Origin of the sequence: Methylocystis iwaonis (genome assembly GCF_027925385.1) — a bacterium.
Taxonomy (GTDB): Bacteria; Pseudomonadota; Alphaproteobacteria; order Rhizobiales; family Beijerinckiaceae; genus Methylocystis; species Methylocystis iwaonis.
Window position 1 is genome coordinate 324,902 of record NZ_AP027142.1, and the last position, 26,308, is coordinate 351,209.

Consider the following 26,308-nt stretch of genomic DNA (forward strand, 5'->3'; position numbering starts at 1 on the left):
CTTGCTTCGCGGCATGATGGCGCGGTCTTTCTCGGCGGGGCCGCGTCTTTTTTTGGGCGAGCAAAATGAAACTGTCAGCAGGGCGGAAAGCGTTTTCGGCGCGAGGATCATTCTTTCGGGAGGACTCCGGCTCGACCGGCGTTATCTTCGGTTTGGCCTTCATCCCCGCCTTTCTGATGGTGGGCGCCGCGCTCGACTATCGCAACGCCACGGTCATGAAATCGCGGCTCCAGAGAGCGGTCGATTCCGCCTCGATTGCGATTGCGCAGGCCGATGCGACGACCTCGCTCACGGCGCAGCAAGCGATTGCGCAAAACATCGTCTACGCCCAGCTCGGTTGGACGGCGACCGCGATTGGCGTGACCGTTGCTGCGAATGACCACACGGGCGGCTATGTGGTGAGCGCCGCCGCACGCGTCCCCACGATCATCATGAAGCTCGCGCAGGTGGACGCCATCCCGATCTCCGCTTCCGCGACGGCGGCGCAGACCCAGGCGAGCGTCAGCGGCGGCGGCGCAGGCTGCGTCCTCTCGCTCAACCAATCCGCCGTGGAGGCGCTCGACTGGACCGGCAACGCCAATGTCACGCTCCAGAGCTGCGACATTTACGGCAATTCCGGCGCGAGCGATGCGCTCCAGGTGAGTGGCTCGGCGCAACTATCGGCGCGGATGGTCAGCGTGAACGGCAATATCGCTGTGCAGGGCGGCGGGACGCTCAACGCCATCCAACTGACCGGGCAGCCGCGCCTGCCGGACCCCTATGAGTCGCTCCCTCTGCCGAGCTTCTCCGGCTGCGACCACAACGGATTTTCGACCAATGACGGCGGCCCACTCAACCCCGGCGTCTATTGCAACGGCCTGTCGATCAACACCAACAGCGGCTCCAAAGGGCCCGTGACGCTGAACCCGGGTCTTTATGTCATCGACGGCGGCCAGCTCTCCATCAACAGCCAGGCGCAGGTGACCGGCGTCGGCGTGACGATCGTCTTTACGCAACACTTGGGGACTGGCTGGGCGAATGCGACCATCAACGGCGGCGCGCAAGTCGATCTCGAGGCGCCCCTGCCGGGCGCGACAGCCGGCGTCCCCGGCGTCGTCATATATGGCGACCGCTCGATGGCGACGGGGACGCCGTTCAAGTTGAACGGCGGCTCCTCGCAGACCTTCAAAGGCGTGGTTTATCTTCCCGAAGCCAGCGTGTCGTTCAACGGCGGCGCGGCGACGTCGAGCGGGTGCATGCAACTGATCGCCGATACGGTGACATTCACCGGAGATTCCAACATCGACATCTCAGGGTGCGGCGCGTTCGGCGTGACAAGCTTCGGCTATAGCCTTCAGCGCACGGTGCGGCTCGCCTTTTGAAAGCCGTTCCGTGCGGGCGGCTTCCACGGCGCATGTTTTCGCCCTATGGAGGTTGAAGCGCGTCCGGCCGTCTCTTAAGGTGCCGCCTTCTCTGGCCGCGCCGAAGGGACCGATCTCGCTTGGGGGGCGCTTGGGCCGCGACTGAGAGTATGTGACATGTCCGTTTCAATTGCCCGGGGGCCCGGCGCCCCCGCCGCCTTCGGTTGGGCCGCCGTTTTCGCCCTTGCGCTTTTTTCGCTCTATACGCTTGCGAGCGCGCGCGGCGAGCCGGTCAACGCCATGTGGCTGGTCACGGCGGCGATCGGCGTTTACGCCATCGGCTATCGTTTTTATTCGCGTTTCATCGCGGACACTGTGCTCGGCCTCGACGCCAGCCGCAGCACGCCCGCGCACCGTCGCAACGACGGGCTCGATTATGTGCCGACGGATAAATGGGTGCTGTTCGGCCATCACTTCGCGGCCATCGCCGGCGCAGGTCCGCTGGTCGGTCCCGTGCTCGCCGCGCAAATGGGCTATTTGCCGGGAACGCTCTGGCTTTTGACCGGCGTCATTCTCGCCGGCGCGGTGCAGGATTTTCTCGTCCTTTTCATCTCGACGCGCCGCGACGGCCGCTCGCTCGGCGATCTCATCAAGACGGAGATGGGCCCCATCCCCGGCGTCATCGCGATGGCGGGCATTCTCTCCATCATGATTATTCTGCTCGCGGTGCTGGCGCTCGTCGTCGTCAAGGCGCTGGCGGATAGTCCGTGGGGCTCCTTCACTGTTTTCGCCACGCTCCCCATCGCGGTCTTCATGGGCGTCTATGGCCGCTACATCCGGCCCGGCCGCATCGGCGAAATGTCGATCATCGGCTTCGTTCTGCTTCTGGCCAGCATCGCCTTCGGCCGCACTGTCGCCGAGAGCGCGACGCTCGCGCCGCTCTTCAGCTATAAGGGCGAGACGCTGGCCTTCATGCTGATCGCCTATGGCTTCGTCGCCTCCGTGCTGCCTGTATGGCTGCTGCTCGCGCCGCGCGACTATCTCTCGACCTTTCTGAAGATCGGCACGATCCTGTCGCTGGCGCTCGGCATCTTCGTCGTCTGGCCGGAGTTGAAAATGCCGGCGGTGACGCGCTTCATCGACGGCACGGGGCCGGTCTTCGCCGGCAGCGTGTTCCCCTTCCTCTTCATCACCATCGCCTGCGGCGCCGTCTCGGGCTTCCACGCGCTCGTCTCTTCCGGCACGACGCCGAAGATGATCGCCGACGAGACGCAGACGCGTTTCATCGGCTATGGCGCCATGCTGATGGAGAGCTTCGTCGCCATCATGGCGCTGATCGCCGCGAGCTGCCTGGAGCCCGGGGTCTATTTCGCCATGAACAGCGCTCCGGCTGTGATTGGCGTAACACCAGAAACCGCGGCGGCCGCCATTTCCTCATGGGGCTTTCCGGTCGCGCCGGAGACGCTCGCGGGCGTCGCGCATGATGTCGGCGAGAAGAGCGTGCTCTCGCGCACCGGCGGCGCGCCGACGCTCGCTGTGGGCATGGCGACGATCCTGTCCTCGGTCATCGGCGGCTCCGCCGCAATGTCCTTCTGGTATCACTTCGCCATCCTGTTCGAAGCGCTGTTCATCCTCACCACGATCGACGCCGGCACGCGCGTCGCCCGCTTCATGATTCAGGATCTCGTCGGCACATTCGTTCCGGCCTTCCGCAACACAAAAGCCTGGGGCCCCAATCTCGCGGCGACGGCGATCGCCGTCACCGGCTGGGGCTATTTCCTCTATCAGGGCGTCATTGATCCCTTGGGCGGCATCAACACGCTTTGGCCCTTGTTCGGCATCGCCAATCAAATGCTCGCGGCGATGGCGCTCACGCTCTGCACCGTCGTGCTGTTCCGCATGAAGCGCGAGCGTTACGGCTTCGTCGCGATCATCCCCACGACATGGCTCTATATCTGCACCATGACGGCCGGGCTCGAGAAAATCTTCCACGACGATCCGAAGATCGGCTTCCTCGCCCATGCGAGGAAATTCGCCGCCGCCGCCGACAGGAGCGAGATTCTCGCGCCGGCGAAGACGCTCGAACAGATGCGCCGGGTGATCTTCAACGATTACGTGGATGCCGGTCTCTGCGCGATGTACATCGTGCTCGTGCTCGCCATTCTGGGCTTCGCCCTGTCATCGATACGGCAGGCGCGCGCCGCCGAGGCCGCCACCACCCGGGAAAGCGAAGATGAACTGCTGCCTGCCAGGGCTTGATCTCGCAAAGCTTGCGAACAAGCTACGCGACGGCGCGCGGCTGATGGTCGGGCAGGGCGATTACGACGCCTATGTCGCGCATATGCGCGAAAAACATGACGAGCGGCGGATTATGACGCGGGAGGAATTCTTCCTGGAGCGGCAAGCAAGCCGTTTCGGCGAAGGGGGCCGGCGCGCGCTACGTTGCTGTTGAGCGCGCCTCATACGAGATCCGCTTGATGGGTTCGGTATCACTCCCGACGCTCCGCAGCGAGCAATCGGGAATTACCGCCGTCATTGCGAGGAGGCGGAGCCGACGAAGCAATCCAGCGCCGCATCGCTGCCCTGGATTGCTTCGCTTCGCTCGCAATGACGGGCGCTGAGCAAAACCAGCGCTCCCAAGCCCCAATGCGAGCTGTTCAAACCGAAATGGCTTCACGCTCCGGTTTCATCGCACAACAAATCGACGACCTGGCGGATTTCTTCCGGCGCGAAGGGCTTCTCGACAACGGGGCAGCCCGAACGCACGATGAAGCGGTCGGCCGCAGGGCCCAAAATGTCGCCGGTCACGAAGGCGATGCGATTCGTCATCGGCGGATGTTCGACGCCAAGCCAGTCGTAGAGCGCCGGGCCGTCGCCGTTGGGCATGCGGATGTCGCATAGGATGAGGTCGACCGCCTTTTCGGCGAGCGCCTGCTTTGCCTGCTCGCCGCTCGTCGCAATCTCGCAGTCGAAGGCGAGTCGGCGCAAAATCTCCGCGAGCAGGCCGGCGATTTCGACCTCGTCATCGACGATCAGCGCGCGCCGCTGTCGCGTCGCCGGTTGCGACGGGGCCGAATCGGTTGCGACAACGGCGGTCTCGGTCGCCTCGATCGGCAGTGTTACCACGAAAACAGCGCCCACCCCCGGCTGTTGCGGCTCCAGAATGAGCGAGCCGCCATGAGCCTCGATGAGGCCGCGCGAAACGGCGAGCCCGATGCCGGTTCCGACCCCCTGTGGCTTCGTCGTGAAAAAAGGATCGAAAATGCGATTGCGAATGGCGTCGGGAACGCCCGGACCATTGTCTGAAATCAGGATTTCGAGCTTCTGCGTCGACGGCTCCGCGCGCGCGACGATGGCGATCCGGCGCGGCGCCGGCTGCGCTTCCAGCGCCTGCTTGGCGTTCACCACGAGATTGAGCAGCACCTGATGGAGCTGGTCGCTGTCGGCGAGAAGCGGCGGCAGATCGGCTGGAATATCCTTCGTCACCTCGATGCCGGCCGTGCGTAGCCCATAGGACAAAAGTTCGAGCACACGCTCGACGAGTTCCGGGATCTCGACGCGCCCACGCTCGGCTTCCCGCTGGCGCGCCATGGCGAGAAAGATTTTCACGATGCGGGCGCAGCGGTTGGCTGCGGTTTCTATTTTTGTTCCACGGTCGGCAAATTCCTCGAACTGCTTATCGAGAATGGCGTGCGCTTGCGCCGCCTCGCGCAGCATCAGCGCCTGTCCGATGACGATAGAGAGTGGATTGTTGAGCTCGTGCGCCACGCCGGCGAGGAGAGACCCGAGGGCTGCGAGTTTTTCGCTCTGATAGAGGGCTTCTCGCTGCCGTTCGATTTGCGCCTGCGCTTCCCGCGTGGGACGCAGATCGCGAAGATGCGCGGTAAAAAGCGCGCTCGGCCCGGAGCCGACTGCGGTGATCGCCAGCTCGATCGGAATGCGCGAACCATTGGCGCACATGGCCTCGAGCTCGACGCGTTTGCCGATGACCGAGGATGGCCCGCCCGACCGGAAGCGCGCCAGGCCGGCATCGTGACTGGCGCGCATTTCGGGGGGCACGATCAGCTCGGCCACGGTCTTGCCGATCGCCTCTTCGCGGGAATAGCCGAAGGTGGCCGCCGCCGCCGGGTTGAACTCGACGACATGGCCTTGCGCATCGATGACGACGATGCAGTCGAGCGCGGAATCGACAACGGCGGAATGGATGGCTTCGCGCGCCTTGTGCGACTCGAGCCATTCGGCATGTGTCGTTTCGCATTCCTCCGGTTCGGCGACATGATGCGCGACGCAGACGACGCCCTGCATCGCGCCGCCGGGCGCGAAAGGTTTGAGCTCCTCTTCGAGAGAGCGGCGCGCGCCGTCTTCCTCGATTGTGCGGCGCAGATGTTGCGGTTTGCCGGCGACAAGCCCTGGCATCGCCGCCCGATAGGAGGCGCCCGCCTCAGGGCCGAGAACCTCCTCGACGAATTTGCCGAGGACGCAATCTTCCGTGGCTCCGAGGCTCGCGAGAAACTCACGATTGACGTAACGGTAACGCAGCTCGACATCGAGAAACGCCGCTCGGCCCGGGATCGCGTCGAAAAGGGCGCGCAACAAAGCGCCGCCATCCGAAACGGCGTTGGTCGTCGCTTTTTGCTGGATGCTCATCTGACCGCGCTTTCTCCGTTGGACGCGCTTGCCGCGATTGCTGCGCTCGGCCCCTCGTGCAGCCATAATTCCATCGGCTCGGCGATATTCTTGAGCGCATGTCGCCTCGCGACGAAATCTCCGCGAATTTTGCCGCGCGTCATGGCGCGCGCGACATCCGAAATCATCACCGATCCGGCCGGCGCAGCTTCCTGAATGCGGGCGGCGAGCGCCACGACTTCGCCGAACCGGTCTCCGTTACGAACAACGACATCGCCGACGGCGACGCCAATGCGCAGCCGCAGCGATTGCGCCTGCCCATGGGCGGCGGCGTAGGCGCGCGTTTCCGTCTGGCACTCCAGGGCCCATTCGACGGCGTTCTGCACGCTCGGGAAGTCGATGAGCGCGCCGTCGCCCAGCATTTTGAACAGATTTCCCGCGCGGCGTGGAAGCGATTGCGTGACCACGTCCCGAAAAAAACGATCGGTGAGCGCAAGTCCGTTCTGCTCGTCGGTCTGGATCAAAAGCGTGTAGCCGACGATGTCGATCGAAGCGATGGCCGCCAGTCTTTTGCCGGCGAGCGCGGCGCGCGCCATCTTGCGACGTCGCAACAGGCCGCGTATGCGCGCCAGCATTTCCCGCATATGATAGGGCTTAGTGATATAATCGTCGGCGCCGGACTCGAGCCCGACGATGCGGTCGATGGCCGAAGCGACCGCCGTCGCGAAGATAATGCTCGTGGAGCCGCGGGCGTTGAGCCACCGCGCGAGCGACAGCCCGTCTTCGCCCGGCATGTTGATGTCCAATATGGCGAGATCGACAGCTTCGAATTCGACCATCGCGCGAAACTCAGCGACGCTCGCCGCCGCGAGGACGCGGTAGCCATTGCCCGAGAGAAATTCCGCGAGCAGCTCGCGCAGGTCCTGTTCGTCCTCGGCGATCGCAATGGTTTCCTGCATCGGCCAAATTTTCCAAAATTGTTGTTGCGACACTATAAGAGTTCTAATCTGCTACGCAAAATGCGCGGGGTCACATCTCTCTGTTGATCCTCCCGCGGATTCCGCTAGGGTTTTCGCCATGCGCGCCGAGTTTCCGGAGAATCCCGCGAGCGCCCTCTTGGCCCTGCTCGATTGGTATGCGGCCGTCGGCGTCGATCTCGCGCTTGATGACGCGCCGCACGATCGCTACGCCGATAGCGCGCGCGTAGCGTCTGCGCCGGTCGTTGGGGCGCCAGCGGCGCCGGCCCGGCGCGAGCCGCCGCCCGCCATCGCCCCCGAGACGCAAGCGGCGCGGCCACGGGTCGCCGCCATCGCCGCGCCGGACGAGGCTGTCCGCGCCGCCGAGGCCGCCGCCGCGAGCGCCAATAATCTGCAAGACCTCGCCGCCGCGCTGGCCGAATTCCCCCACGCGCCGTTCCGCGACATGGCGCAGCATTTTCTGTTCGGCGCGGGCGCGCCCGGCGCGCGGCTGATGGTTCTGGATGCGGCGCCGGGAGCGACGGAGGAGTCGACGGGCGAAGCTTTCAGCGGCCTGCAGGCGAAGCTCCTCGACAATATGCTCGCCGCGATCGGCCACAATCGCGAGAGCGCCTATCTCGCCTATGTCTCGCCCTGGCGCCCGCCTGGCGATCGAAATCTGACGCCGCCCGAGGCCGCCACTTTCGCGCCATTCGCACGCCGCCACCTGGAGCTGGCGCGCCCCGAGGTTCTGCTGCTATTCGGCGACGCCCCGGCGCGCGTCATGCTCGCGACCACTGAGCCGCTCGCGAAATTGCGCGGCAAGCCGTTCGACATCGCCAGCGGCGCGCATATGGCGCGCGCTTTCGTTTTCTCGGGGCTCGATTCGATGCTGAAGAGCCCGGCTCTGAAGCCGGCGGCGTGGCGGGATTTGCGGGCGGCGGCGGGCTCGTTGCGCGCCTAAATTACTCCCTCCCTGTCCTCCCCCGCTTCGCGACCCGCAAGCAGGGGAGGGTTGGGGAGGGGGCCTTACGCGACCGTCTTCTCGATGATATGCGCCAGGTCCGTCATGATGACGTTGAGGTCATAGTTCTTCGGCGTATAGACCGCAGCCACGCCCGACTCGAGCAGGAGCTTCTCATCCGCCGGCGGGATGATGCCGCCGACCACCAGCGGGGCCGAAACGCCCTCCTCCTTCATCAGCCGCATCACCTCATGGGCGAGCGTCACATGCGAGCCGGAGAGGATGGAAAGGCCGATGCAATGCGCGCCTTCCTTCTTCGCGGTCTCGACCAGCTCGGCCGGGGTAGAGCGAATGCCGGCGTAAATCACGTCGAAGCCGGCGTCGCGCGCGCGGACGGCGATCTGCTCGGCGCCGTTGGAATGGCCGTCGAGGCCCGGCTTGCCGACGAGGAATTTGGCGCGCTTGCCGATCTTCTGCGAGACGCGCTCGACCTCGCCGCGCACCGCGTCGAGCTGGCCGCCGACCTGGCGCGCAGTGGAGGAGACGCCCGTCGGCGCGCGATATTCGCCGAAGACGCCGCGCAGCACATTGCCCCATTCGCCGGTCGTCACGCCCGCCTTTGCGGCGGCGATCGACGGCTCGACCATGTTGCGGCCTTCCTTGGCGGCGCGGACAAGCTCGTCGATGGCGGCCTGCGCCGCCTTGTTGTCGCGGGCCTCGCGCCAGGCGTTCAGCCGTGCGATCTGCTCGGTCTCTACACCCTCCGGCACGACCATGATCGAATCTTCGCCCGTGGCGAGCGGCGACGGCTCGGTCGAGGTGAATTTGTTGACGCCGACGACAGTCTGCTCGCCCGCCTCGATCGCCTCGAGACGCGCGGTGTTGGATTCGACGAGCTTCGATTTCATGTAGCCAATCTCGACCGCCGCCGCCGCGCCGCCCAGCGCGTCGATCTTCTTCAGCTCGGCCTTGGCCTCTTCCTTCAGCTCGGCGACCTTGCGGGCGATCTCGGGATTGCCGTCGAAGATGTCGCCATATTCCAGAAGGTCAGTCTCATAGGCCATGATCTGCTGCATGCGCAGCGACCATTGCTGATCGAAGGGACGCGGCAGGCCGAGCGCCTCGTTCCAGGCCGGAAGCTGCACGGCGCGGGCGCGGGCGTTCTTGGAGAGAACCACCGCCAGCATTTCGATGAGAATGCGATAGACGTTGTTTTCCGGCTGCTGCTCGGTCAGGCCAAGCGAATTGACCTGCACGCCATAGCGGAAGCGGCGCAGCTTCTCATCCTTCACGCCATAGCGGTCGCGGGTAATCTCCTCCCACAGCTCGGTGAAGGCGCGCATCTTGGAGAGTTCCGTGACGAAGCGCATGCCGGCGTTGACGAAGAAGGAAATGCGGCCGACGACCTGGCCGAAGTCCGCCTCGGAAAGGCCGGCGGCCTTCACGCCGTCGAGGATGGCCACGGCGGTGGCCAGCGCATAGGCGAGCTCCTGGGCCGGCGTCGCGCCCGCTTCCTGCAGATGGTAGGAGCAGACGTTCATCGGGTTGAATTTGGGGCATTCCTTCGTGGTGAAGAGAATGAGGTCCTGCGTCAGGCGCAGCGACTGCTTCGGCGGGAAGACATAAGAACCGCGCGACAGATATTCCTTGATGATGTCGTTCTGCGTCGTGCCCTGCAGCTTTACGCGCGGCGCGCCTTGTTCTTCAGCGGCCGCAATGTAAAGCGCCATCAGCCACACGGCTGTGGCGTTGATGGTCATCGACGTGTTCATCTCGGCCAGAGGAATGCCGTCGAAGAGCGCGCGCATGTCGCCCAGATGCGAGACCGGCACGCCGACCTTGCCGACCTCGCCGCGCGAGAGGATGTGGTCGCTATCGTAGCCGGTCTGGGTCGGCAGGTCGAAGGCGATGGAGAGGCCCGTCTGGCCCTTGGCGAGATTGGAGCGATAGAGCCGGTTCGACGCCTCGGCGGTCGAGTGACCGGCGTAGGTGCGGAACATCCAGGGCTTATCGCGGCCAGCGTTCCGGGTCTTCTCGGCAGACTTGTCGTTCATTTGGCTCCTCCTCGCCGCTGCGATAGCACAGAGGGGCGTTTTGACAAGTCACGCCTTAGACGCAGCGCCGTGAACGCCTTTCACTCCTCCGACCGCGCCTTCGCCTGCTTCTGGGCCTCCTCCGGCCATAGCTCCCGCAGCGGCATCGGCAGGTCAGACACGACCTTCGCGGTTTCGTTGAAATCCAGCTCCCGCCACAAGACCTCGAAGACCCCCCGCGCCGCCGTGGCCACGTCGACGGGGAAGCCCGGTGGCAGCTCGATGGCGATCCGCTCCTCGAATTGCTCGATCCGGCGTTGGACGTCCGGCTTGTCGGCGAGCCGATAGCCTTCGAAGTAAAGCCCGCGCACCAGCATGGGGAGCTGCGCGCCAAGATGCATCGCCTGCTCTGGCGTCAGCCGATCGCGCAGCGCATGGAGCACGGCGCGCAGCGCGCTATAGGCGTGCGGCCGGTCGCCCAGCTTGTGGTCCTCGGCGAGGCTCTTGAGCCAGACATTGGTGAGCTGGACCGTGTGATCGAGCGCGGATACCTGGGTGTCGCTCATGACGCACGCCTTTCGAAAAGCCTTCGCCCCGCGCCCAATCTGCCCCGATGTCCAGAATTATGCGTCGGCCGCGCGCCCGCAAGCTGGGGCGGGCGTCGGATCGCCTTAGTTAAGTCTCTGAACGGCGCTTTAAGGGGAGCTTCACCCCAAAGAATTCCCCGTATATGAATGCGCCCGGCGGGACGGCGACCGCGAAGAGGCCGTCATCCTTGGCGCGCTTTCCGCTCGAACGACCGTTCGAGCGATTAGAATTCGCGCCAATAGGCGTTTTGGAGCGAATTCCGATCGAAAAAGTCTGCAACTTTTTCGGAATTCGCTCTGAGGAAATTCGACCGACGGGCCGCCGAGATGAAAGAAGCGCCCGAGGAGACGCGACGTTGACCGATAAAAAAGATCTCTACGAGTTGGGTGAAATTCCGCCGCTCGGCCATGTTCCCAAGAACATGTACGCCTGGGTGGTGCGCAAGGAGCGTCACGGCCCGCCGGATCAGGCGATGCAGCTCGAGGTCGTGCCGACCTGGGAGCTCGACAGCCATGACGTGCTCGTTCTCGTGATGGCGGCCGGCGTCAATTACAACGGCGTCTGGGCGGCGCTCGGCGAGCCGATCTCGGTCCTCGACGCGCACAAGCACCCCTATCACATCGCCGGTTCCGACGCGGCGGGCATCGTCTGGGCCGTCGGCTCCAAGGTGAAGCGCTGGAAGGTCGGCGACGAGGTCATCGTCCACTGCAATCAGGACGACGGCGACGATGAGGAGTGCAACGGCGGCGATCCGATGTTCTCCGCCTCGCAGCGCATCTGGGGCTATGAGACGCCGGACGGCTCCTTCGCCCAGTTCTGCCGCGTGCAGGACCGCCAGCTCATGCAGCGCCCCAAGCATCTCACCTGGGAAGAATCGGCCTGCTACACGCTGACGCTCGCCACCGCTTATCGCATGCTCTTCGGCCATGAGCCGCATGAGCTGAAGCCCGGCCACAATGTGCTGGTGTGGGGCGCCTCGGGCGGCCTCGGCGTCTTCGCCGTGCAGATCTGCGCGGCGTCGGGCGCCAACGCCATCGGCGTGATCTCGGACGAATCCAAGCGCGATTACGTTATGTCGCTCGGCGCGAAGGGCGTGATCAACCGCAAGGATTTCAAGTGCTGGGGCCAGATGCCCAAGGTCAACTCGCCCGAATATGTCGAGTGGACCAAGGAAGCGCGTAAGTTCGGCAAGGCGATCTGGGACATCACCGGCAAGAAGGACGTCGACATCGTCTTCGAGCATCCCGGCGAAGCGACCTTCCCGGTCTCCTGCCTCGTCGCCAAGCGCGGCGGCATGGTGGTGTTCTGCGCCGGCACCTCGGGCTTCAACATCACCTTCGACGCCCGCTATGTGTGGATGCGCCAGAAGCGCATCCAGGGCTCGCATTTCGCGCATCTGAAACAGGCGGCCGCCGCCAACCAGTTCGTGATCGACCGCCGCGTCGACCCCTGCATGTCGGAGGTCTTCGCCTGGGACAAGATCCCGCTGGCGCATATGAAGATGTGGAAGAACGAGCACGCCCCCGGCAACATGGCGGTGCTGGTGAACGCCCCCGAGCCCGGCCTGCATACGGTCGAGGACGTGGTCGAGGCTTACAACAAGAAGAAGTAAGCTGCTCTCGGGAATAGCAAGCCTTCGGCGGTGGGCGCCAAAGACCTCCCCTTTACGGGGAGGTCGGTGGTCGAAGGCCGCCGGGTGGGTTCGCGCCGCAACGTAGTGGTGGGGCTGCAACCCGCCCACGACCCCGTTTCCGGGGCCGCCCTTGCCGTAAGGGGCAACCTACCTCGTCATGGCCGGGCTTGTCCTGGCCATGACGGTTCTGCAATGCGTGAAGACGTCGGCTCAAGCCTGCGGCTTCAGCGCCAGGGCCTTCTCGATTTCCGGGAGCGGGTGCTTGGTCAAATCCTTGTCCAGCTCGCCCGCAACCTTGCTCTGCGCCTTGGCGCTCAGATCCTTGCGGATTTCGCCCAGTGTGCGGGGCGGGGCGACGATGACGATTTCTTTCAGCTCGCCGCTTTCGGCGGCGGCGTTGATGCGGTCGGCCATGGCGCGGGCGAAGCGCTCTTCTTCGAGCTCATGCCAGTCCACATTCCCCATGCCGCTGCGCGCATGAGAGCCGGCGGCGGCGAAGGCGCGACCCGGGGCGTCCGATCCCTGCTCGCGGGTCGGCGGATTCTCTTCGACGCGCGTTTCGATCACGCGCAGATCGAGAATCTCGGCGTCGCCGTGGTTGGAGAAGAATAGCGCGCGTCGGCCATCGCCGATCAGAACCCACGCGCCATTATGGACAGCAACTGCGCTCATAGCGTCCCTCGCTCACAAAAGCTCACGCCTTGGATGTGGCGGCTGGAGGAGGGGAGAGCAAGCGTGGCCGTGGCGCGTCGAAAGGACGCGCCCACCCACGTCTCAAGTATATCAGGCGGCGAGCTTCTCAGGGGCCGCCGCCGGGGCCGGCGTCAGCTTTTCGACAACCGCCTTCAGATCGCCAGCGGCCTGGGGCGCGACGCCCGCAAGCGCGGCCACGCGGCGCTTGATGCCGGCCTCATTTACCGCCCAGGCGAGATAGCAGACGGCCGCGACGAACAGCAGCGCCGTGAAGGGCTCGCCATTGCCCAGGAAGGAGAGGTCCGGGGCGCATTCATTCGCGTATTCGCAGGCGTCCGACCAATCCTGGAGATATGTTTTGACTGCTTCCAACATCGTAACCTCCTTGGCCCGTCATCATCGTGCCGGAAAAACCTTTCCCGCTCGTGGACGCGCCGACCTCTAGCTCATGTATGTCGCCGTGCTTGTGCGTTGCAACATATATTGCGCCGAGAAGCTTTCGCCAGAGTAAATTCCAACCTGCCTCGAAAAGCTATCCCGAAGGATAACAAGGCTCCGCGCCATGTTGTCGCACTGCAAAAACATTGAGCAGAGCGTGCGACAGCGAGCCGACAAAGCTGTCGGCAAGCCAACAAAAAACGGGGCCCCGTAAGGGACCCCGCAAATAGCGTTCCATTCGTTGTCATTCCCGACGCCCGCACTGCGGGCGATCGGGAATCCAGGGCAAAACCAGCGCTCTGTGGCTCTGGATTCCCAGTCGGGCTTTCAGCCCGCCGGGAATGACAAAGACCCAAAGGAGAGGGCGTCAGCCCTCCAGCAGGCGCCGCGCGATGACCTGCGCCTGAATCTCCGCCGCGCCCTCGAAGATGTTGAGGATGCGCGCGTCGCAGAGGACGCGGGAGACCGGATATTCCAGCGCGAAGCCGTTGCCGCCGTGAATCTGCAGGGCGTTGTCCGCCGCCGCCCAGGCCACGCGGGCGCCGAGCAGCTTCGCCATGCCGGCTTCGAGGTCGCAGCGCTTGCCCTCGTCCTTCTCGCGCGCGGCGAAATAGGTGATCTGGCGGGCGATGTGAACCTCCACCGCCATCGACACGATCTTGTTGAAGACGCGCGGGAAGGCGAACAAGGGCTTGCCGAACTGGATGCGCTCCTTGGCGTATTTCAGGCCGAGGTCGAGGGCGCATTGAGCGACGCCTAGGGCGCGGGCGGCGGTCTGGATGCGGGCGGATTCGAAGGTCTCCATGAGATGCTTGAAGCCCTTGCCCTCCTCGCCGCCGAGCAGGTTTTCGGCCGGCACCTCGAAATTATCGAAGCCGATCTCGAACTCCTTCATGCCGCGATAGCCGAGCACCTCGATCTCGCCGCCGGTCATGCCGTTCGCGGGGAAGGGATTTTCATCCGTGCCGCGCGGCTTTTCGGCAACGAACATGGAGAGGCCCCTGTAGCCCTTCTCGTTCGGATTGGTGCGCGTCAGCAGCATCATGATGTCGGCGCGGACCGGATGGGTGATCCAGGTCTTGTTGCCGGTGACCTTATAGACGTCGCCCTCGCGCACGGCGCGGGTGCGCAGGTTCGCAAGGTCGGAGCCGTTGTTCGGCTCGGTGAAGACCGCCGTCGGCAGGATTTCGCCGGCCGCGATGCCCGGCAGATATTTCTGCTTCTGCGCTTCCGTGCCGCCCACGAGAATAAGTTCGCCTGCGATCTCGGAGCGGGTGCCGAGCGAGCCGACGCCGATATAAGCGCGTGACAGCTCCTCGGAGACGACGCACATGGCGATCTTGCCCATGCCCGAGCCGCCATATTCCTCAGGGATGGTGAGGCCGAAGACGCCCAGCTCCGCAAGGCCGCCGATCACCTCCAGCGGAATATAGGCGTTCTTGGAATGCCACTCATGGGCGAAGGGCACGACATTGTCGGCGGCGAATTTGCGCATCTCGCTGCGGATGGCTTCCAGAGTCTCGTCGAGACCGGAGGCGCCGACAGTTTCGGCCGCCGAATGATGGTCGATCAGCTCGGCGAGGCGGGCGCGGTTCGCCGGCGTGTTGCCGGAGAGGATGAGCGCGTCGACGCAGGCCGGGCGCGCGGCGGCGACCTTGGCCGAGGAAAGGCCGAAATCCGAGAGGCGGACGAATTCGCCCTGGCTCATCGGAATGCCGCCATAGACCTGGGCGAGCAGCTCGGCGTAGCCGATCTGGTTCAGTAGCTCTTCCGTCTCGCCATAGGCGCCCTCGGCCGAGAGGCGCTCGGCGTAGTCGATGAGTTCCTTGAGGCCCTGCACATAGGTCGCGAACCAGGAGAGGCCGTGGGCGGCGTGCTGGTCGGCTTCGATCAGCTCGTTGGAAAGCTTGCCGTCCTTCGTCACGCGGGCGCGCACGCTGGCGAGCGCGTCATTATAGAGCGTCTCGACGGCGACGAGCGCCTCCTTGGCGTTGGCGAGCCAGCTTTGGGGATCGAGTTTCGTCGCGACGGCTGCGGTCATTTCTTTCCTGTCTGGAATAGGGCCCGTTGAGGGCGCGGCCTGTGGAAAAATTTGCGCCCTACATGCCGCCATTTCGCCCGGGACGCAACTGGAAGGGGTATCCGCAAATCTCGGCTTCGCCGCCCTAATGTCCGGTCAGCATCGCGATTCTCGCCGCGCCCAATTTCAAAAAGAGCCTCAAGGGAAATCCCCGATAGCTCGGCGCGTCGGATGGCAATTCCATTTCCGACTTTCGGCGGCGCGTTTGGGTTCTCATTTCGATCGGCGGCGGGTTGCCGTCATAACGGAGCCGATAGGTCGAGACCCAGAACCCCGGGTCGAATTTCACGAACATGCCGGAGTTGCAGCAGGAAGCGACCATCCTTCGCGTCGGCGAATTGGGTTTCAGCCGATGCTCTTCGAGAAGATCGGCGCCGGAGACGCAACGGAATCGATCATCGCGGTAGGTCAAATAAGGCGTGCCGCCGTCGGGGTCGCGGACCGGCGCGGCGTTGGGGAGCGCTTCGATCCGCCGGCCGCCTTCCTGGCAATCCGCGCAATAGCAGACCGCGCTCAGGATCGGCTCGCCGACGGCTTCGCAACGGACGCGCCCGCAGGCGCAGGAGGATATTCTGGTGGTGGGTCTCATATCATTTCCGTTTGAATAGCTCGCATGGGGACTTGTCATTCCCGGCGGGCTGAACGCCCGACCGGGAATCCAGAGCCCAAAAAGCGCTGGTTTTGCTCTGGATTCCCGATCGCTCGCTGCGCGAGCGTCGGGAATGACGCCGAACTAATCAAACGGATCTAGAGCCCCCGATCAAACCGGCGCCACCCACAGCGGCAGGCCTCCCCTTGGCCGCGTCGTAAAGTCAGGGGCAAGCTCCAGCCGATGGCCTTCGACCGTCGTGAAACGAAAATCACGAACGAGCGTCGCGAGAATGGCAGTCATCTCCAGCATCGCGAAGCTCATCCCGATGCAGATGCGCGGGCCCGCGCCGAAGGGCAAATAGGCGCAACGGTGGCGCGCCTTGGCCTTTTCGGGCGTGAAACGGTCAGGATCGAAGGCGTTCGGCTGGTCCCATAATTTCTCGTGACGATGCAGCGCCCAGATCGCAACAAAGATCGGCTCCTTTTTGAGAACCTTATGCGGGCCGAGCGTCGTATCTTCCCGAGGCTGGCGGCCGATGGCGGCGGCGGGCGGAAAGAGGCGCATCGCCTCCTGAACGACCTGTTTGGTGAATTGCAGCCTCTCGACCGTCTCCGGCCCGATGTCGTCGGCGCCGGCGATCTCTTGGACCTCCGCGCGCAGCCGTTCCTGAGACGCTTGGTCCTTTGCGAGCAGCCATAGGCTCCAGCCGAGCGCCACGGCGGAGGTTTCGTGTCCGGCGACCATCAGGCCGTAGAGATTGCCGATAAGCTCAGAATCCGTCATCGTTCTGCCGCTCTCGGGGTCGGTGGCATTGAGCATCAGATCGACGATGGCGGGCGTATGGGCGCGGGTGGCGCGGCGCGCGGCGACGATCCGCGCGGTTTCGTCATAGAGGTAGCGCATGTCCCGGTTGATCTGCGACGATCCCGGAAAAGGCAGCCAGTTCGGAAGGCTGAGCAGCGCCAATATGCGCTGCCAACTGACGCCTGAAAGCGCCCGCGTGAGCGCGGTGAGAAACCGCTCGCGGTCGAATGTCCCCTGCGCGCCGAGAACGGCGCTTTCGATGATGGAGAAAGTGACTTCCGACATCGCTTTCATGGCGTCGATCGGCGCGGTCGGCCGTTCTCGGCGCCAGGCTTGGCAAAGCTCCCCCGCGCAGCGCGCGAAGATTGGCGTCAGCGCCAGAAGATTTTCGTGCCGGAACGCCGGCGCCAAAGCGCGCCGTTGCCATTTCCAATCGGCGCCCTCAGAAAAAAACAACGAACCCTTGTTGATTGCTCCTGAAAGCGCCTGAATTGTCATCACGTCGCGTTGGAAAAATTCCGCGCGCGTGAGCAGCATTTCTTCAACGAGGGCCGGGTCCGTCAGATAGATGGTTTTCGGCACGATCGGCCAAATGCCGCGCAACGACCAGAATCCCTCCCGATACGCCGCTGGCGGCCAGTTTTCGAGGAAGTTACGCTGGGTCGAGCGAAAACTCGGACGCTCATTGGGGGTGAAAGGCATAAAATCAGGATCGTGAAGCATCGCGGGTCGCCCCTGATGAATCGATAATGGCAATACCATACCTTATAGTATGTTTTTGGCAAGAGCCGCGCGCTGTGCGAGCCTAACCCTATGAGTCGTTTCAAGAAGGAAGACTGGCTGGCGCTCGGCGCAAAGCTGCTGGCGGAAGAAGGCCCGGCGGCGCTGACGATCGACCGCCTCACAGCAGCGGCGCGGCGCACGCGCGGTAGCTTCTACCACCATTTCGAAGACCGCGACGCCTTCCTGCACGCCATGATGGAGCGCTGGCGTACGCAGGTGATCGAAATCGCCGGCAAGCGCTATGAGGCCGCGCAATCGCAAGCTGAGGTCCGCGCGCTGATGCGCGAGCAGCCTTTCGAGCTCGATTTCCGCTTCGAGCGTGAAATCCGTCGTCTCGCGGCGAGCGAGCCGATCGTGCGCGAAATATTGAACCAGGTCGACTGCGCGCGGATCGAGGGGCTTGCGTGCCTGCTGACGCATATGCGCCCGGACATCGACGATCCGATGTCCTTCGCCTTCGTGCAATATTGCGCGGTCGTCGGCGCGCAATGGCTGCTGGAGGACCCCGACGATCCGCGCCTGCCGGCGATTCGCAGAACAGGTAACCGCCTCTTCGGTCTCAGCGAGCCGGAAGAGCCTGTGCAGTAACGGCTCGCCCTCATCCTTGGGATGGACGAGGGCGAAATGCGCCTCAAACCATTGCCGCTTGGACAGCGCGCGGTGGGACGTGTCATTCCCCGCGGGCTGAAAGCCCGACCGGGAATCCAGAGCCAAAATAGCCTAATGCTGCTCTGGATTCCCGATCGCTCGCGAAGCGAGCGTCGGGAATGACGGGTCACATCTCGCCGAGAACCTCCGCGACCGTGAAGATATCCTTGTCGCCGCGACCGCTCAGATTCATCACCATCAGATGGTCCTGCGGCTTTTGTGGCGCCAGCTCGAGCACTTTCGCGATGGCGTGCGAGGGCTCCAGCGCCGGGATGATGCCCTCCAGTTTCGAGCAGATCTGGAAGGCGGCGAGCGCCTCCTTATCCGTGGCGTTGAGATATGTCACGCGGCCGGTCTGATGCAGCCAGCTATGCTCCGGGCCGACGCCGGGATAATCCAGGCCCGCCGAGATTGAGTGGCCTTCGAGAATCTGCCCGTCGTCGTCCATGAGCAGATAAGTGCGGTTGCCGTGCAGCACGCCCGGCCTGCCGCCGGCGATCGACGCCGCATGGCCGTTGGGCACAGAGACGCCATGCCCGGCCGCCTCGACGCCGTAAATCTCGACGTCGCGATCGTCGAGGAAGGGGTGGAACAGGCCGATGGCGTTGGAGCCGCCGCCGATGCAGGCGACGAGCGAATCGGGCAAGCGCCCTTCCGCCTCCTGCATTTGCGCGCGCGTCTCATTGCCGATGATCGACTGGAAATCGCGCACCATGCCCGGATAGGGATGCGGACCGGCGGCCGTGCCGATGCAATAGAAAGTGTTGGAGACGTTGGTCACCCAATCGCGCAACGCCTCATTCATCGCGTCCTTCAGCGTGCGTGCGCCGGATTGCACCGGATTCACCGTGGCGCCCAGCATTTTCATGCGGAAGACGTTCGGCTTTTGCCGCTCGACGTCGACGGCGCCCATGTAGACGACGCATTCGAGCCCGAAGCGCGCGCAGGCCGTAGCCGTGGCGACGCCATGCTGGCCGGCGCCCGTCTCGGCGATGATGCGCTTCTTGCCCATGCGCTTGGCGAGCAGAATCTGCCCCAGCACATTGTTGATCTTATGGGAGCCTGTGTGGTTCAGCTCTTCGCGCTTGAAGTAAATCTTCGCGCCTTTTCCCTCCTCCGCATTCTGGCGGACATGCTCGGTCAGGCGTTCGGCGAAATAGAGCGGCGAGGGGCGCCCGACATAATGCGTGTGAAGATGCGCGAGCTCCGCGTGGAAGGCGGGATCGTTCCTGGCTTCGTCATAGGCGCGCTCCAGATCGAGCACGAGCGGCATCAGCGTCTCGGCGACGAAGCGGCCGCCGAAAATGCCAAAACGGCCATTCTCGTCCGGGCCGGCGCGGAAGGAATTGGGAAGCGGCTTGGTCACGGAGCGGTTCCTCTTTGCGGTCGATCCTTGCAGGTCGGAATTCTGCCTCGTCTTAAACAATTGCTGTTGTCCGAGGAAGTCCCGGCTTACTGTGGCGGTTTTCACGGCAGGCCATCATTTATCGTCCAGTCGGAACCTAATTTTGTGTTCTCGGGTGATAATTATCCCAATAAGGAGAGGGGAAAGAACGATTGCTGCGATCAATATATTTACCCTGAGAATACCTAGTGTTAATAAAACTAAAAACGCAGCTTCGGCAGTTATCAAAATATTTAGCCACGTCGATGCGGACATCCACCAAGATGTTTGCCGATATGCTTTTAAGCGAGATTGGTGGAATCTAAATCTAAATAGTGCATGAGAATACACTAACAAGATAGATGATGTCAGCACCAAGAGAGTTGCTGCCATAAGTTCTTTAGATAGGTAAAGTATTTTCGATAGGCCAAGGGGATTTTCGCTCTGGTATATGTAGCTGATTCCGGCAACTGATAGCGCGAATGTGGCGGTGCTCCAATTAGGAAGCTGCCATATCAAATTGTCGAAGTGTCTATATTCTTCATTATATTTTTGGATCTTAACGTCTAAAATCGGTTCTCTGACTCGGATTTCGATTAACTCTTCGATAGAAGTGCCACGTATCTTTTCGTCGAATATTTTCGTTAGATCGTCCGTGTTCCGATCTGGGTGTGAGCACTTGCCGTGTTTGACAGTATGGATGGTCGCTCCTGGCGAAAGATATACATTATGAATTATACCAGGACTTGTGGTGAATATCTGATCATCCGCATATTTTGATAGTATGATGCGATCGTCTCGCAGTTCAGCGTAAACTATCCACCCATTTTGGACGATATATGTCTCTAATACCTCCTTATGATAGTGACTTTCTTGCCAGCCACCTTCCGTCGACTCAGTTCGAATGTACGCAGTGCCGTCTAACTTTCTCAGCCGAAAGCGCAATTCGCCGTTTTTCATCCGTTCGTGGCAAGTGGCGATGCCGTGCTCATTTGCTGCAATTTCAGACTCGATGCACTCAGACATGATTCGCCTCGCAAAAATACCTCGATTGCCTGGCGCAAAATTCAGGAAATGCGCTCAAGTAAAGCGATCCCTTAGCGGAGAAGACCATCAAAAACCCGGACCTCCAGCAAAAATTTTGCAATCTTCCCCGCGTCCTTTACGCCTCTCTCCCGCTCGACGCCGGATGACACATCTACCGCCGGCGCATTGGTGTGGCGCAGGGCTTCCCTTACATTTTCTGCGTCCAACCCCCCGGAGAGCATCCAGTTTGCGGCGCTTATGTTGCGCAGCAAATCCCAGTCGAAGGCGACCCCTGCGCCGCCGGGAACCGCAGCGCCCGGCGCCGGCTTGGCGTCGAACAACAGAATATCCGCGACGTCCTCGTAAGATTGCGCGGCCGCAACATCCTCGGCGGTCGCGACGCCGATCGCCTTGATCACCGGAAGGCCGAAGCAGGCCTTCACCGCGGCGACGCGCGCCGGGGTTTCACGCCCATGCAATTGCAGAAGGTCGGGCTCGAGGTTGTCGATGACTGCTTGGAGCGCGTCGTCCGTGGCGTCGACCGTCAGCGCTACTTTGCGAATGCGCCCCGAGCCCAGCGCCCCCAGTGTCCGCGCCGTTTCGAGATCGATATGGCGCGGGCTTTTCTCGAAGAAGACAAAGCCCGCCATGTCAGCGCCGGCGGAGACGGCCGCGAGCAGCGTCTCGGGGGATGAGAGGCCGCAGATTTTGACGAGCGTATCGGACAATGCAGCCTCTCGGACCGCGAGCCTTCAGGCTCGCCTGGCTTGGATGCGCGCCCGAAGGCGCGCGGTCCTTTTAGCCCCGATTATACACGTCCTGGAATCGGACGATGTCGTCCTCGCCGAGATAGGAGCCGGTCTGCACCTCGATCAGCTCCAAATCGATCTTGCCGGGGTTGATCAGGCGGTGCTTGCAGCCGATCGGCAGATAGATCGACTCATTCTCGTGCACGAGATGGACTTCGTCGTCGCGGCCGACCTCGGCCGTGCCGCGCACCACGATCCAATGTTCGGCGCGGTGGAAATGCTTTTGCAATGACAGGCGCTCGCCCGGCTTCACCACGATGCGCTTCACCTGATAGCGCTGGCCCTCGTCGATCGACTGATAATAGCCCCAGGGACGGAAGATGCGCTTATGCGCCGCCGCCTCGCGGCGGTTCTGCGTCTTCAGCTCGTCGACGAGATGTTTCACCCTGTCGCCGTGCTCATGGTTGAGAACCAGCACTGCGTCCTGCGTCGTCACAACGATGACGTCGTCGACGCCCACGACTGTGGTCAGCGCCTCCTCGGAGCGTACATGGACATTTTTGGCGTCCATCACCACGCCATGGCCGCGCACCGAATTGCCCTTCTCGTCGCGCTCCGACAATTCCCAGACGGCGCGCCAGGTGCCGACGTCCGACCAGCCGATGTCGGCGGGAATCAGCGCCGCCTTCTCGGTCTTCTCCATCACGGCGTAGTCGATAGATTTCTTGGGCGCGCGGGCGAAGGCTTCGGCGTTCAGCACGCAGAAATCGAGATCGCGGGCCGCGCCGTCGATCGCCGCCTCGGCGGCTTCGGCAATCGTGGGCTCGAAATGGGCGATCTCGGCCTGCATGACGTCGGCGCGGAAGATAAAATTGCCGCTGTTCCAGAAATAGCCGGCGTCGATATAGCGCTGCGCCGTCTCGCGATCCGGCTTTTCCACGAAGGCGTCGAGCTTGAGGACCTCGCTTCCCTCGTGCAGCGGCGCGCCAGGCCGCAGATAGCCGTAGCCGGTCGCCGGGTGGTCGGGCTTGACGCCGAGCGTGACGATATAGCCCTCGGACGCGGCTTCGGCGGCTTCCTTGCACAGCGCGACGAGGCCGGCGCGGTCGCGCACCACATGGTCGGCGGCGAGCACGACGACGATCGTCTCGGGCGCGCGGCGCGCGGCGAGGCCAGCCGCCACGGCGACCGCCGGGCCCGAATCGCGGCGCGAGGGCTCGAGCACGACGTCGGCCTCAGCGCCGATCGCGCGTAGCTGGTCGCTGATCAGAAAGCGATAATCGCTGTTGGAGATGACGATCGGCTTTTCGAACGCCGGGTCGGCCAGCATCGCCATGGTCGTCTGGAAGGTCGAACGCTCGCCGACGAGAGGAATAAACTGCTTGGGAAGGCTCTCTCTCGACTCGGGCCAGACGCGCGTTCCGGAGCCCCCGCACATAATCACAGGAAGAATTTTAATCATTCAGTCCTTCTCCGGCCCGACGGTTTTCGGCTGCTTCGACTGCAGCCGAAAACCGCTCTTCACCGTTAGGTTAAGCAGATGAGAAGAAGAAAGCGCCAGCCCTCTTCAAAATTTTGCACAAGGCTCTGTGTCGCCGAGAGCGAAAAGCTCATTCCGCTTACTTATTGTCAAGAATTTGGCTGGAGTCCAGCTACTCGATTTTTAGGCTTTCCCCTTTTTCTCGAGCTCCGCCTTCAATGCCGCGAGCTTTGCGAAGGGCGAATCCGGGTCGGGCTGGCGCTCGCGTCTCTCGGGAGCCGCGAAACCGCCGCCCGGCCGGCCGCGCCTGTCGTCGCGCGGGCCCCGGTCCGGCCGCGGCTTGTCGAAGCGCGGCTTGTCGAAATGCGGCTTGCCGGCGGGGCGGGGAGCGCCTTCGGCCGTGGCGGCGCCATCCGGCTGGCGCGGACGGTCGCGGCGGGGCGGGCGGCGTTCGCCCTCGGCGCCGCCTTCGCGCGGTCCGCGCTGAGGCGCGCCTTGATGACGGCGCGGGCCGGCATGGGCGTGGCGCTGCGGCGCCCAGACTTCGATCGTCGCGGGCGCTTCCGGCGGGGCTCCTTCCGCGGCGGCGGGCGCCTCGGCGGTTGCTTCGACCGCGGTCGCCTCTGCCGGCGCCTCGATGGCGGCGGTTTCAGCGACGACGTCGACGGCCGCTTCCACCGGGGCTTCGGCGACGGGCTCCGCGGGCGTCTCAGGCGGCGCAGTCTCGGCAGTGGTTTCGCTCGCGGTCTCCGCCGCGGTTTCTTCCTCGCCCGCCGGCTTTGGCGCGATCGGCTCGGTCGAGGCGGCCGGAATCAGCGGCACGGTGATCGCTGGACCCGGGCGCTGCGCGGAGGCATAGCCGAGCGACTTCAGAATCGAAGAGAAAGCCTCGCCCGAGCAGCCGGTGAGCGAGGTCATGGCGACGGTGACGACGAACCCCTCGCCATCGGCCGCGCCGGCGGGCGGCTCGCCCGCCGTGACGCCGGGCTTATAGGCGATCGCCGGGCGGATGAGATCGGCCAGGCGCTCCAGAATATCGACGCGCACCACCCGCTCGCCGCAGACGCGGAAACCCGCGGCGCGGTAGAAGCCCTTATGGATCGTGGGATCGGCCGCGAAGGAGGTGCGGCCCGAGGCCGCGAGATGCGGCACTTCCTCGAGGCCCTTTACGGTGTCGAGCCCGCCGTGCTGCAGCGCCCAGAGGAGCGAGGCCAAAGCGCGCGGCGCCGGCTTCAGCAGCAGCGGCAGATAAATGTGATAGGCGCCGAATCGCACGCCGAGCTTGCGCAGGGCGGCGCGGTCCTCCTGGGAGAAGGACTTCACGTCCTTGGCGACGCGGGCGCGGTCCAGCACGCCGAGATCCTCGGCGATCTGGAAGGCCACGCCGCGCGTGACCCCCTCGAGCCCCTCGCCCTTTTCGAGCGTCTCCAGCGAGCCGAGGAGCTTTTTCACATGCTGCGCCAGCCAGAGATTGAGGCGGGTCTGGACCTTCTCCAGCGCCGCGCCGGTGAGCTGCTCGTCGGCGAGGATGCGGGTCGTGGGCGTGAGCACGCTCGCGCCGGCGGCGATTTTCGCCACAGGCTCGCCGAGCCAGCGGATGACGCCGTCATTGCCGAGCACGAAGGCGTCGTCGACGGCGTCGAAGACGCGGGTGGCGCGCGCCTCGAACTCCCCGGCAAGGGCCTTCTGGGCCGCCGCATTCAGGGCCTTGGCGGCTTCGCCGGCCGCCCCCGGATCGGGCGTGAAGCGAAAGCCCTGGAGGCTCCCGACATGCTGGCCTTCCACCAGCACGTCGCCGGCGGCGTTGATTTCGGCTTCGAGCATCGCATTCTCTCTTAAACGGCGCATCAGCACGCTGGTGCGGCGATCGACGAAACGCTGCGTCAAACGGGCGTGCAGCGCGTCGGACAGGCTGTCCTCTACCCGACGCGCGACGCTCTGCCAATGCTCGGCGTCATCGAGCCAGCCAGAACGGTTCGAGATAAAGCTGACCGTGCGGACCTGCGCAAGCCGGTTGGACAGCGTGTCGATGTCGCCGTCGACCCTATCGACGGCGTCGATATGTTTCGCCATCCAATCGGGAGGAATTTTGCCGCGCCTTGCGATGAAAGAAAAGACCGACAGAGCGAGATCGGCGTGGGCGGCCGGCGAGGTCTTGCGATAATCGGGAATTTGACAGGCTTCCCAGAGCCTTGTGACGTCGGCCGGAGTCTTGGCGTTCTTCTGCGCGATTTCGTCGCGGCTCGCCGCCTCCAGGGTCAACTGGTCGACGGCGATGGGCGCGCGGGTGAAGCGCGGATGGTCCGGCGTCTTGTCCAGCGAATGGGACAGCGCCTGGATCGACGAGAAGTCGAGATTGCTGTTGCGCCATTGCAGGAGTTGGACGGGATCGAAGCGATGGTCCTCCAGCGCCTCGATCAGCTCCTCCTCGAAAGGCGGGCAGCGGCCCGTCGCCCCAAAGGCGCCGTCGCTCATATGGCGACCAGCGCGGCCGGCGATCTGGCCGAATTCCGCCGGGGTGAGGCGGCGATAGCGCCAGCCGTCGAATTTGCGGTCGGAGGCGAAGGCCACATGATCCACATCGAGATTGAGTCCCATGCCGATGGCGTCGGTCGCAACGATGTAATCCACGTCGCCCGATTGGAAGAGTTCGACCTGGGCGTTGCGGGTGCGCGGCGAAAGCGCCCCGAGCACCACCGCCGCGCCGCCCCTTTGGCGCTTGATCCATTCTGCAATGGCGTAGACCTCCTCGGCCGAGAAGGCGACGATGGCGGTCTTGGGCGGCAGGCGAGAAATTTTCTTGTCGCCGGCGAAGGTCAGTCGCGAGAGACGCGGGCGCGAAAAGATCGGCGCGCCAGGGAAAAGCTCGTTGATGAGCGGCGCCATGGTGTCGGCGCCGATCAGCAGGGTCTCTTGCCGACCGCGCCAGCGCAGCAGCCGGTCGGTGAAAATGTGCCCCCGGTCGAGGTCGGCGGCGAGCTGGATCTCGTCGATCGCCAGGAAATCCACGTCGATGTCGCGCGGCATGGCCTCGACGGTCGAGATCCAATAGGCCGGCGCGCGGGGTTTGATCTTCTCTTCGCCGGTGATCAGCGCGACGGCCTCGGAGCCCACTTTCGCGACCACGCGGCCATAGACCTCGCGCGCCAGCAACCGCAGTGGCAGGCCGATGATCCCCGTCGGAAAGGAGAGCATGCGCTCGATGGCGTGATGGGTCTTGCCGGTGTTGGTGGGGCCGAGCACCGCCGCGACCCCATGGGCGGCGGCGCGGCTTCCAGGCGGGAGCGGCGGCATGAGGATTTGTCGCTTTTCTTTTTTCTGACCCCGGGCGCCGTCATCGCCGGCGCGGCCGTCTCATAACGGAACTTTCGACGGAGCGCGAATTCACCTTCTGAACAGCCGGCGAACGAATCGCGGCCGAATCGCTGACTCGCCCCGAGTCACGCTTCGTTCCAACAAGATATGGTGTGACCTGCCTAAGTGCGACCCAG

General features: G+C 63.8%; 20 protein-coding genes. 6 read left to right on the top strand and 14 right to left on the bottom strand.

Going from position 1 to position 26,308, the window contains the following annotated elements:
- The first annotated feature begins 65 nt into the window (after nt 1-65).
- From QMG84_RS01560 to QMG84_RS01570, 3 genes are all read left to right on the top strand, one after another.
- Nucleotides 66-1,361 carry a TadE/TadG family type IV pilus assembly protein gene (locus tag QMG84_RS01560; RefSeq protein ID WP_202070814.1) on the top strand — a complete coding sequence of 432 codons (1,296 nt, stop codon included), beginning with the start codon at nt 66-68 and terminating at the stop codon, nt 1,359-1,361.
- 156 nt (nt 1,362-1,517) lie between these two features.
- Entirely contained in the window at nt 1,518-3,599 is a 2,082-nt protein-coding gene (locus tag QMG84_RS01565; RefSeq protein WP_281929986.1) for a carbon starvation CstA family protein, read from the top strand.
- Nucleotides 3,574-3,792: a YbdD/YjiX family protein gene (locus QMG84_RS01570; RefSeq protein WP_281929988.1), complete on the top strand. Its 219-nt coding sequence runs from the start codon at nt 3,574-3,576 to the stop codon at nt 3,790-3,792. Before QMG84_RS01565 ends, QMG84_RS01570 begins: the two co-directional genes overlap by 26 nt.
- 221 nt (nt 3,793-4,013) lie before the next feature.
- Here the strand turns inward: QMG84_RS01570 and QMG84_RS01575 are convergent, their stop codons facing one another.
- Entirely contained in the window at nt 4,014-5,987 is a 1,974-nt protein-coding gene (locus tag QMG84_RS01575; protein ID WP_281929989.1) for a hybrid sensor histidine kinase/response regulator, read from the bottom strand.
- Nucleotides 5,984-6,925, bottom strand: a complete 942-nt coding sequence (locus QMG84_RS01580; RefSeq protein WP_281929991.1) for a response regulator — start codon at nt 6,923-6,925, stop codon at nt 5,984-5,986. The genes QMG84_RS01575 and QMG84_RS01580 overlap by 4 nt, the downstream gene beginning before the upstream one ends.
- A gap of 118 nt (nt 6,926-7,043) precedes the next feature.
- Here QMG84_RS01580 and QMG84_RS01585 point away from each other — a divergent pair, with 118 nt between their 5' ends.
- Nucleotides 7,044-7,886, top strand: a complete 843-nt coding sequence (locus QMG84_RS01585; RefSeq protein ID WP_281929992.1) for a uracil-DNA glycosylase — start codon at nt 7,044-7,046, stop codon at nt 7,884-7,886.
- A 65-nt stretch (nt 7,887-7,951) separates the two neighbouring features.
- Here QMG84_RS01585 and QMG84_RS01590 read toward each other — a convergent pair whose 3' ends face one another.
- Together QMG84_RS01590 and QMG84_RS01595 are read right to left on the bottom strand one after the other, a co-directional pair.
- Nucleotides 7,952-9,940 carry a protein meaA gene (locus QMG84_RS01590; protein WP_281929993.1) on the bottom strand — a complete coding sequence of 663 codons (1,989 nt, stop codon included), beginning with the start codon at nt 9,938-9,940 and terminating at the stop codon, nt 7,952-7,954.
- Between the two features lie 80 nt (nt 9,941-10,020).
- Nucleotides 10,021-10,485, bottom strand: coding sequence for a DUF2267 domain-containing protein (locus QMG84_RS01595; protein WP_281929995.1), 465 nt, complete (start codon nt 10,483-10,485; stop codon nt 10,021-10,023).
- 377 nt (nt 10,486-10,862) lie between these two features.
- Between QMG84_RS01595 and ccrA the strand changes: the two genes are divergently transcribed.
- On the top strand, nt 10,863-12,119 hold the full coding sequence (gene ccrA / locus QMG84_RS01600) for a crotonyl-CoA carboxylase/reductase (RefSeq protein ID WP_281929997.1): 1,257 nt from the start codon (nt 10,863-10,865) through the stop codon (nt 12,117-12,119).
- A gap of 231 nt (nt 12,120-12,350) precedes the next feature.
- On the opposite strand, the gene QMG84_RS01605 is transcribed toward ccrA, so the two are convergent.
- The 5 genes from QMG84_RS01605 to QMG84_RS01625 form a co-directional block, all read right to left on the bottom strand.
- Nucleotides 12,351-12,812, bottom strand: coding sequence for a baeRF12 domain-containing protein (locus QMG84_RS01605; RefSeq protein ID WP_202070806.1), 462 nt, complete (start codon nt 12,810-12,812; stop codon nt 12,351-12,353).
- Nucleotides 12,813-12,923: 111 nt separating this feature from the next.
- Complete coding sequence (locus QMG84_RS01610) at nt 12,924-13,208, bottom strand: hypothetical protein (RefSeq protein WP_281929999.1); 285 nt, start codon at nt 13,206-13,208, stop codon at nt 12,924-12,926.
- A 430-nt stretch (nt 13,209-13,638) separates the two neighbouring features.
- Nucleotides 13,639-15,312 (bottom strand): acyl-CoA dehydrogenase family protein, encoded by a 1,674-nt coding sequence (locus tag QMG84_RS01615; protein WP_281930001.1) that lies wholly within the window; start codon nt 15,310-15,312, stop codon nt 13,639-13,641.
- Nucleotides 15,313-15,436: 124 nt separating this feature from the next.
- The gene (locus QMG84_RS01620; RefSeq protein ID WP_281930003.1) at nt 15,437-15,940 is read right to left on the bottom strand and encodes a GFA family protein; all 504 of its coding nucleotides are present in this window, start codon (nt 15,938-15,940) and stop codon (nt 15,437-15,439) included.
- Nucleotides 15,941-16,111: 171 nt separating this feature from the next.
- The gene (locus tag QMG84_RS01625) at nt 16,112-17,449 is read right to left on the bottom strand and encodes a cytochrome P450 (RefSeq protein WP_281930004.1); all 1,338 of its coding nucleotides are present in this window, start codon (nt 17,447-17,449) and stop codon (nt 16,112-16,114) included.
- 111 nt (nt 17,450-17,560) lie between these two features.
- Here QMG84_RS01625 and QMG84_RS01630 point away from each other — a divergent pair, with 111 nt between their 5' ends.
- Nucleotides 17,561-18,118: a TetR/AcrR family transcriptional regulator gene (locus QMG84_RS01630; RefSeq protein WP_281930005.1), complete on the top strand. Its 558-nt coding sequence runs from the start codon at nt 17,561-17,563 to the stop codon at nt 18,116-18,118.
- 187 nt (nt 18,119-18,305) lie between these two features.
- On the opposite strand, the gene trpB is transcribed toward QMG84_RS01630, so the two are convergent.
- The 5 genes from trpB to QMG84_RS01655 all read right to left on the bottom strand — a co-directional run bounded on the left by trpB (nt 18,306) and on the right by QMG84_RS01655 (nt 26,111).
- Nucleotides 18,306-19,544 (bottom strand): tryptophan synthase subunit beta, encoded by a 1,239-nt coding sequence (gene trpB / locus QMG84_RS01635; protein ID WP_281930007.1) that lies wholly within the window; start codon nt 19,542-19,544, stop codon nt 18,306-18,308.
- Nucleotides 19,545-19,658: 114 nt separating this feature from the next.
- Nucleotides 19,659-20,588 (bottom strand): cupin domain-containing protein, encoded by a 930-nt coding sequence (locus tag QMG84_RS01640; protein ID WP_281930008.1) that lies wholly within the window; start codon nt 20,586-20,588, stop codon nt 19,659-19,661.
- A 71-nt stretch (nt 20,589-20,659) separates the two neighbouring features.
- Nucleotides 20,660-21,316, bottom strand: coding sequence for a phosphoribosylanthranilate isomerase (locus tag QMG84_RS01645; RefSeq protein ID WP_281930010.1), 657 nt, complete (start codon nt 21,314-21,316; stop codon nt 20,660-20,662).
- Between the two features lie 70 nt (nt 21,317-21,386).
- Nucleotides 21,387-22,799, bottom strand: coding sequence for a mannose-1-phosphate guanylyltransferase/mannose-6-phosphate isomerase (locus QMG84_RS01650; protein ID WP_281930012.1), 1,413 nt, complete (start codon nt 22,797-22,799; stop codon nt 21,387-21,389).
- 201 nt (nt 22,800-23,000) lie between these two features.
- Nucleotides 23,001-26,111, bottom strand: coding sequence for a helicase-related protein (locus QMG84_RS01655; protein ID WP_281930014.1), 3,111 nt, complete (start codon nt 26,109-26,111; stop codon nt 23,001-23,003).
- Nucleotides 26,112-26,308 lie beyond the last annotated feature (197 nt).

Excerpts from the sequence above, each read along its gene's own strand:
- QMG84_RS01560 (WP_202070814.1), top strand. The coding sequence starts at position 66 with ATGAAACTGTCAGCAGGGCGGAAAGCGTTTTCGGCGCGAGGATCATTC.
- QMG84_RS01565 (WP_281929986.1), top strand. The coding sequence starts at position 1,518 with ATGTCCGTTTCAATTGCCCGGGGGCCCGGCGCCCCCGCCGCCTTCGGT.
- QMG84_RS01570 (WP_281929988.1), top strand. The coding sequence starts at position 3,574 with ATGAACTGCTGCCTGCCAGGGCTTGATCTCGCAAAGCTTGCGAACAAG.
- QMG84_RS01575 (WP_281929989.1), bottom strand. The coding sequence starts at position 5,987 with ATGAGCATCCAGCAAAAAGCGACGACCAACGCCGTTTCGGATGGCGGC.
- QMG84_RS01580 (WP_281929991.1), bottom strand. The coding sequence starts at position 6,925 with ATGCAGGAAACCATTGCGATCGCCGAGGACGAACAGGACCTGCGCGAG.
- QMG84_RS01585 (WP_281929992.1), top strand. The coding sequence starts at position 7,044 with ATGCGCGCCGAGTTTCCGGAGAATCCCGCGAGCGCCCTCTTGGCCCTG.
- QMG84_RS01590 (WP_281929993.1), bottom strand. The coding sequence starts at position 9,940 with ATGAACGACAAGTCTGCCGAGAAGACCCGGAACGCTGGCCGCGATAAG.
- QMG84_RS01595 (WP_281929995.1), bottom strand. The coding sequence starts at position 10,485 with ATGAGCGACACCCAGGTATCCGCGCTCGATCACACGGTCCAGCTCACC.
- QMG84_RS01605 (WP_202070806.1), bottom strand. The coding sequence starts at position 12,812 with ATGAGCGCAGTTGCTGTCCATAATGGCGCGTGGGTTCTGATCGGCGAT.
- QMG84_RS01610 (WP_281929999.1), bottom strand. The coding sequence starts at position 13,208 with ATGTTGGAAGCAGTCAAAACATATCTCCAGGATTGGTCGGACGCCTGC.
- QMG84_RS01615 (WP_281930001.1), bottom strand. The coding sequence starts at position 15,312 with ATGACCGCAGCCGTCGCGACGAAACTCGATCCCCAAAGCTGGCTCGCC.
- QMG84_RS01620 (WP_281930003.1), bottom strand. The coding sequence starts at position 15,940 with ATGAGACCCACCACCAGAATATCCTCCTGCGCCTGCGGGCGCGTCCGT.
- QMG84_RS01625 (WP_281930004.1), bottom strand. The coding sequence starts at position 17,449 with ATGCCTTTCACCCCCAATGAGCGTCCGAGTTTTCGCTCGACCCAGCGT.
- QMG84_RS01630 (WP_281930005.1), top strand. The coding sequence starts at position 17,561 with ATGAGTCGTTTCAAGAAGGAAGACTGGCTGGCGCTCGGCGCAAAGCTG.
- QMG84_RS01640 (WP_281930008.1), bottom strand. The coding sequence starts at position 20,588 with ATGTCTGAGTGCATCGAGTCTGAAATTGCAGCAAATGAGCACGGCATC.
- QMG84_RS01650 (WP_281930012.1), bottom strand. The coding sequence starts at position 22,799 with ATGATTAAAATTCTTCCTGTGATTATGTGCGGGGGCTCCGGAACGCGC.
- QMG84_RS01655 (WP_281930014.1), bottom strand. The coding sequence starts at position 26,111 with ATGCCGCCGCTCCCGCCTGGAAGCCGCGCCGCCGCCCATGGGGTCGCG.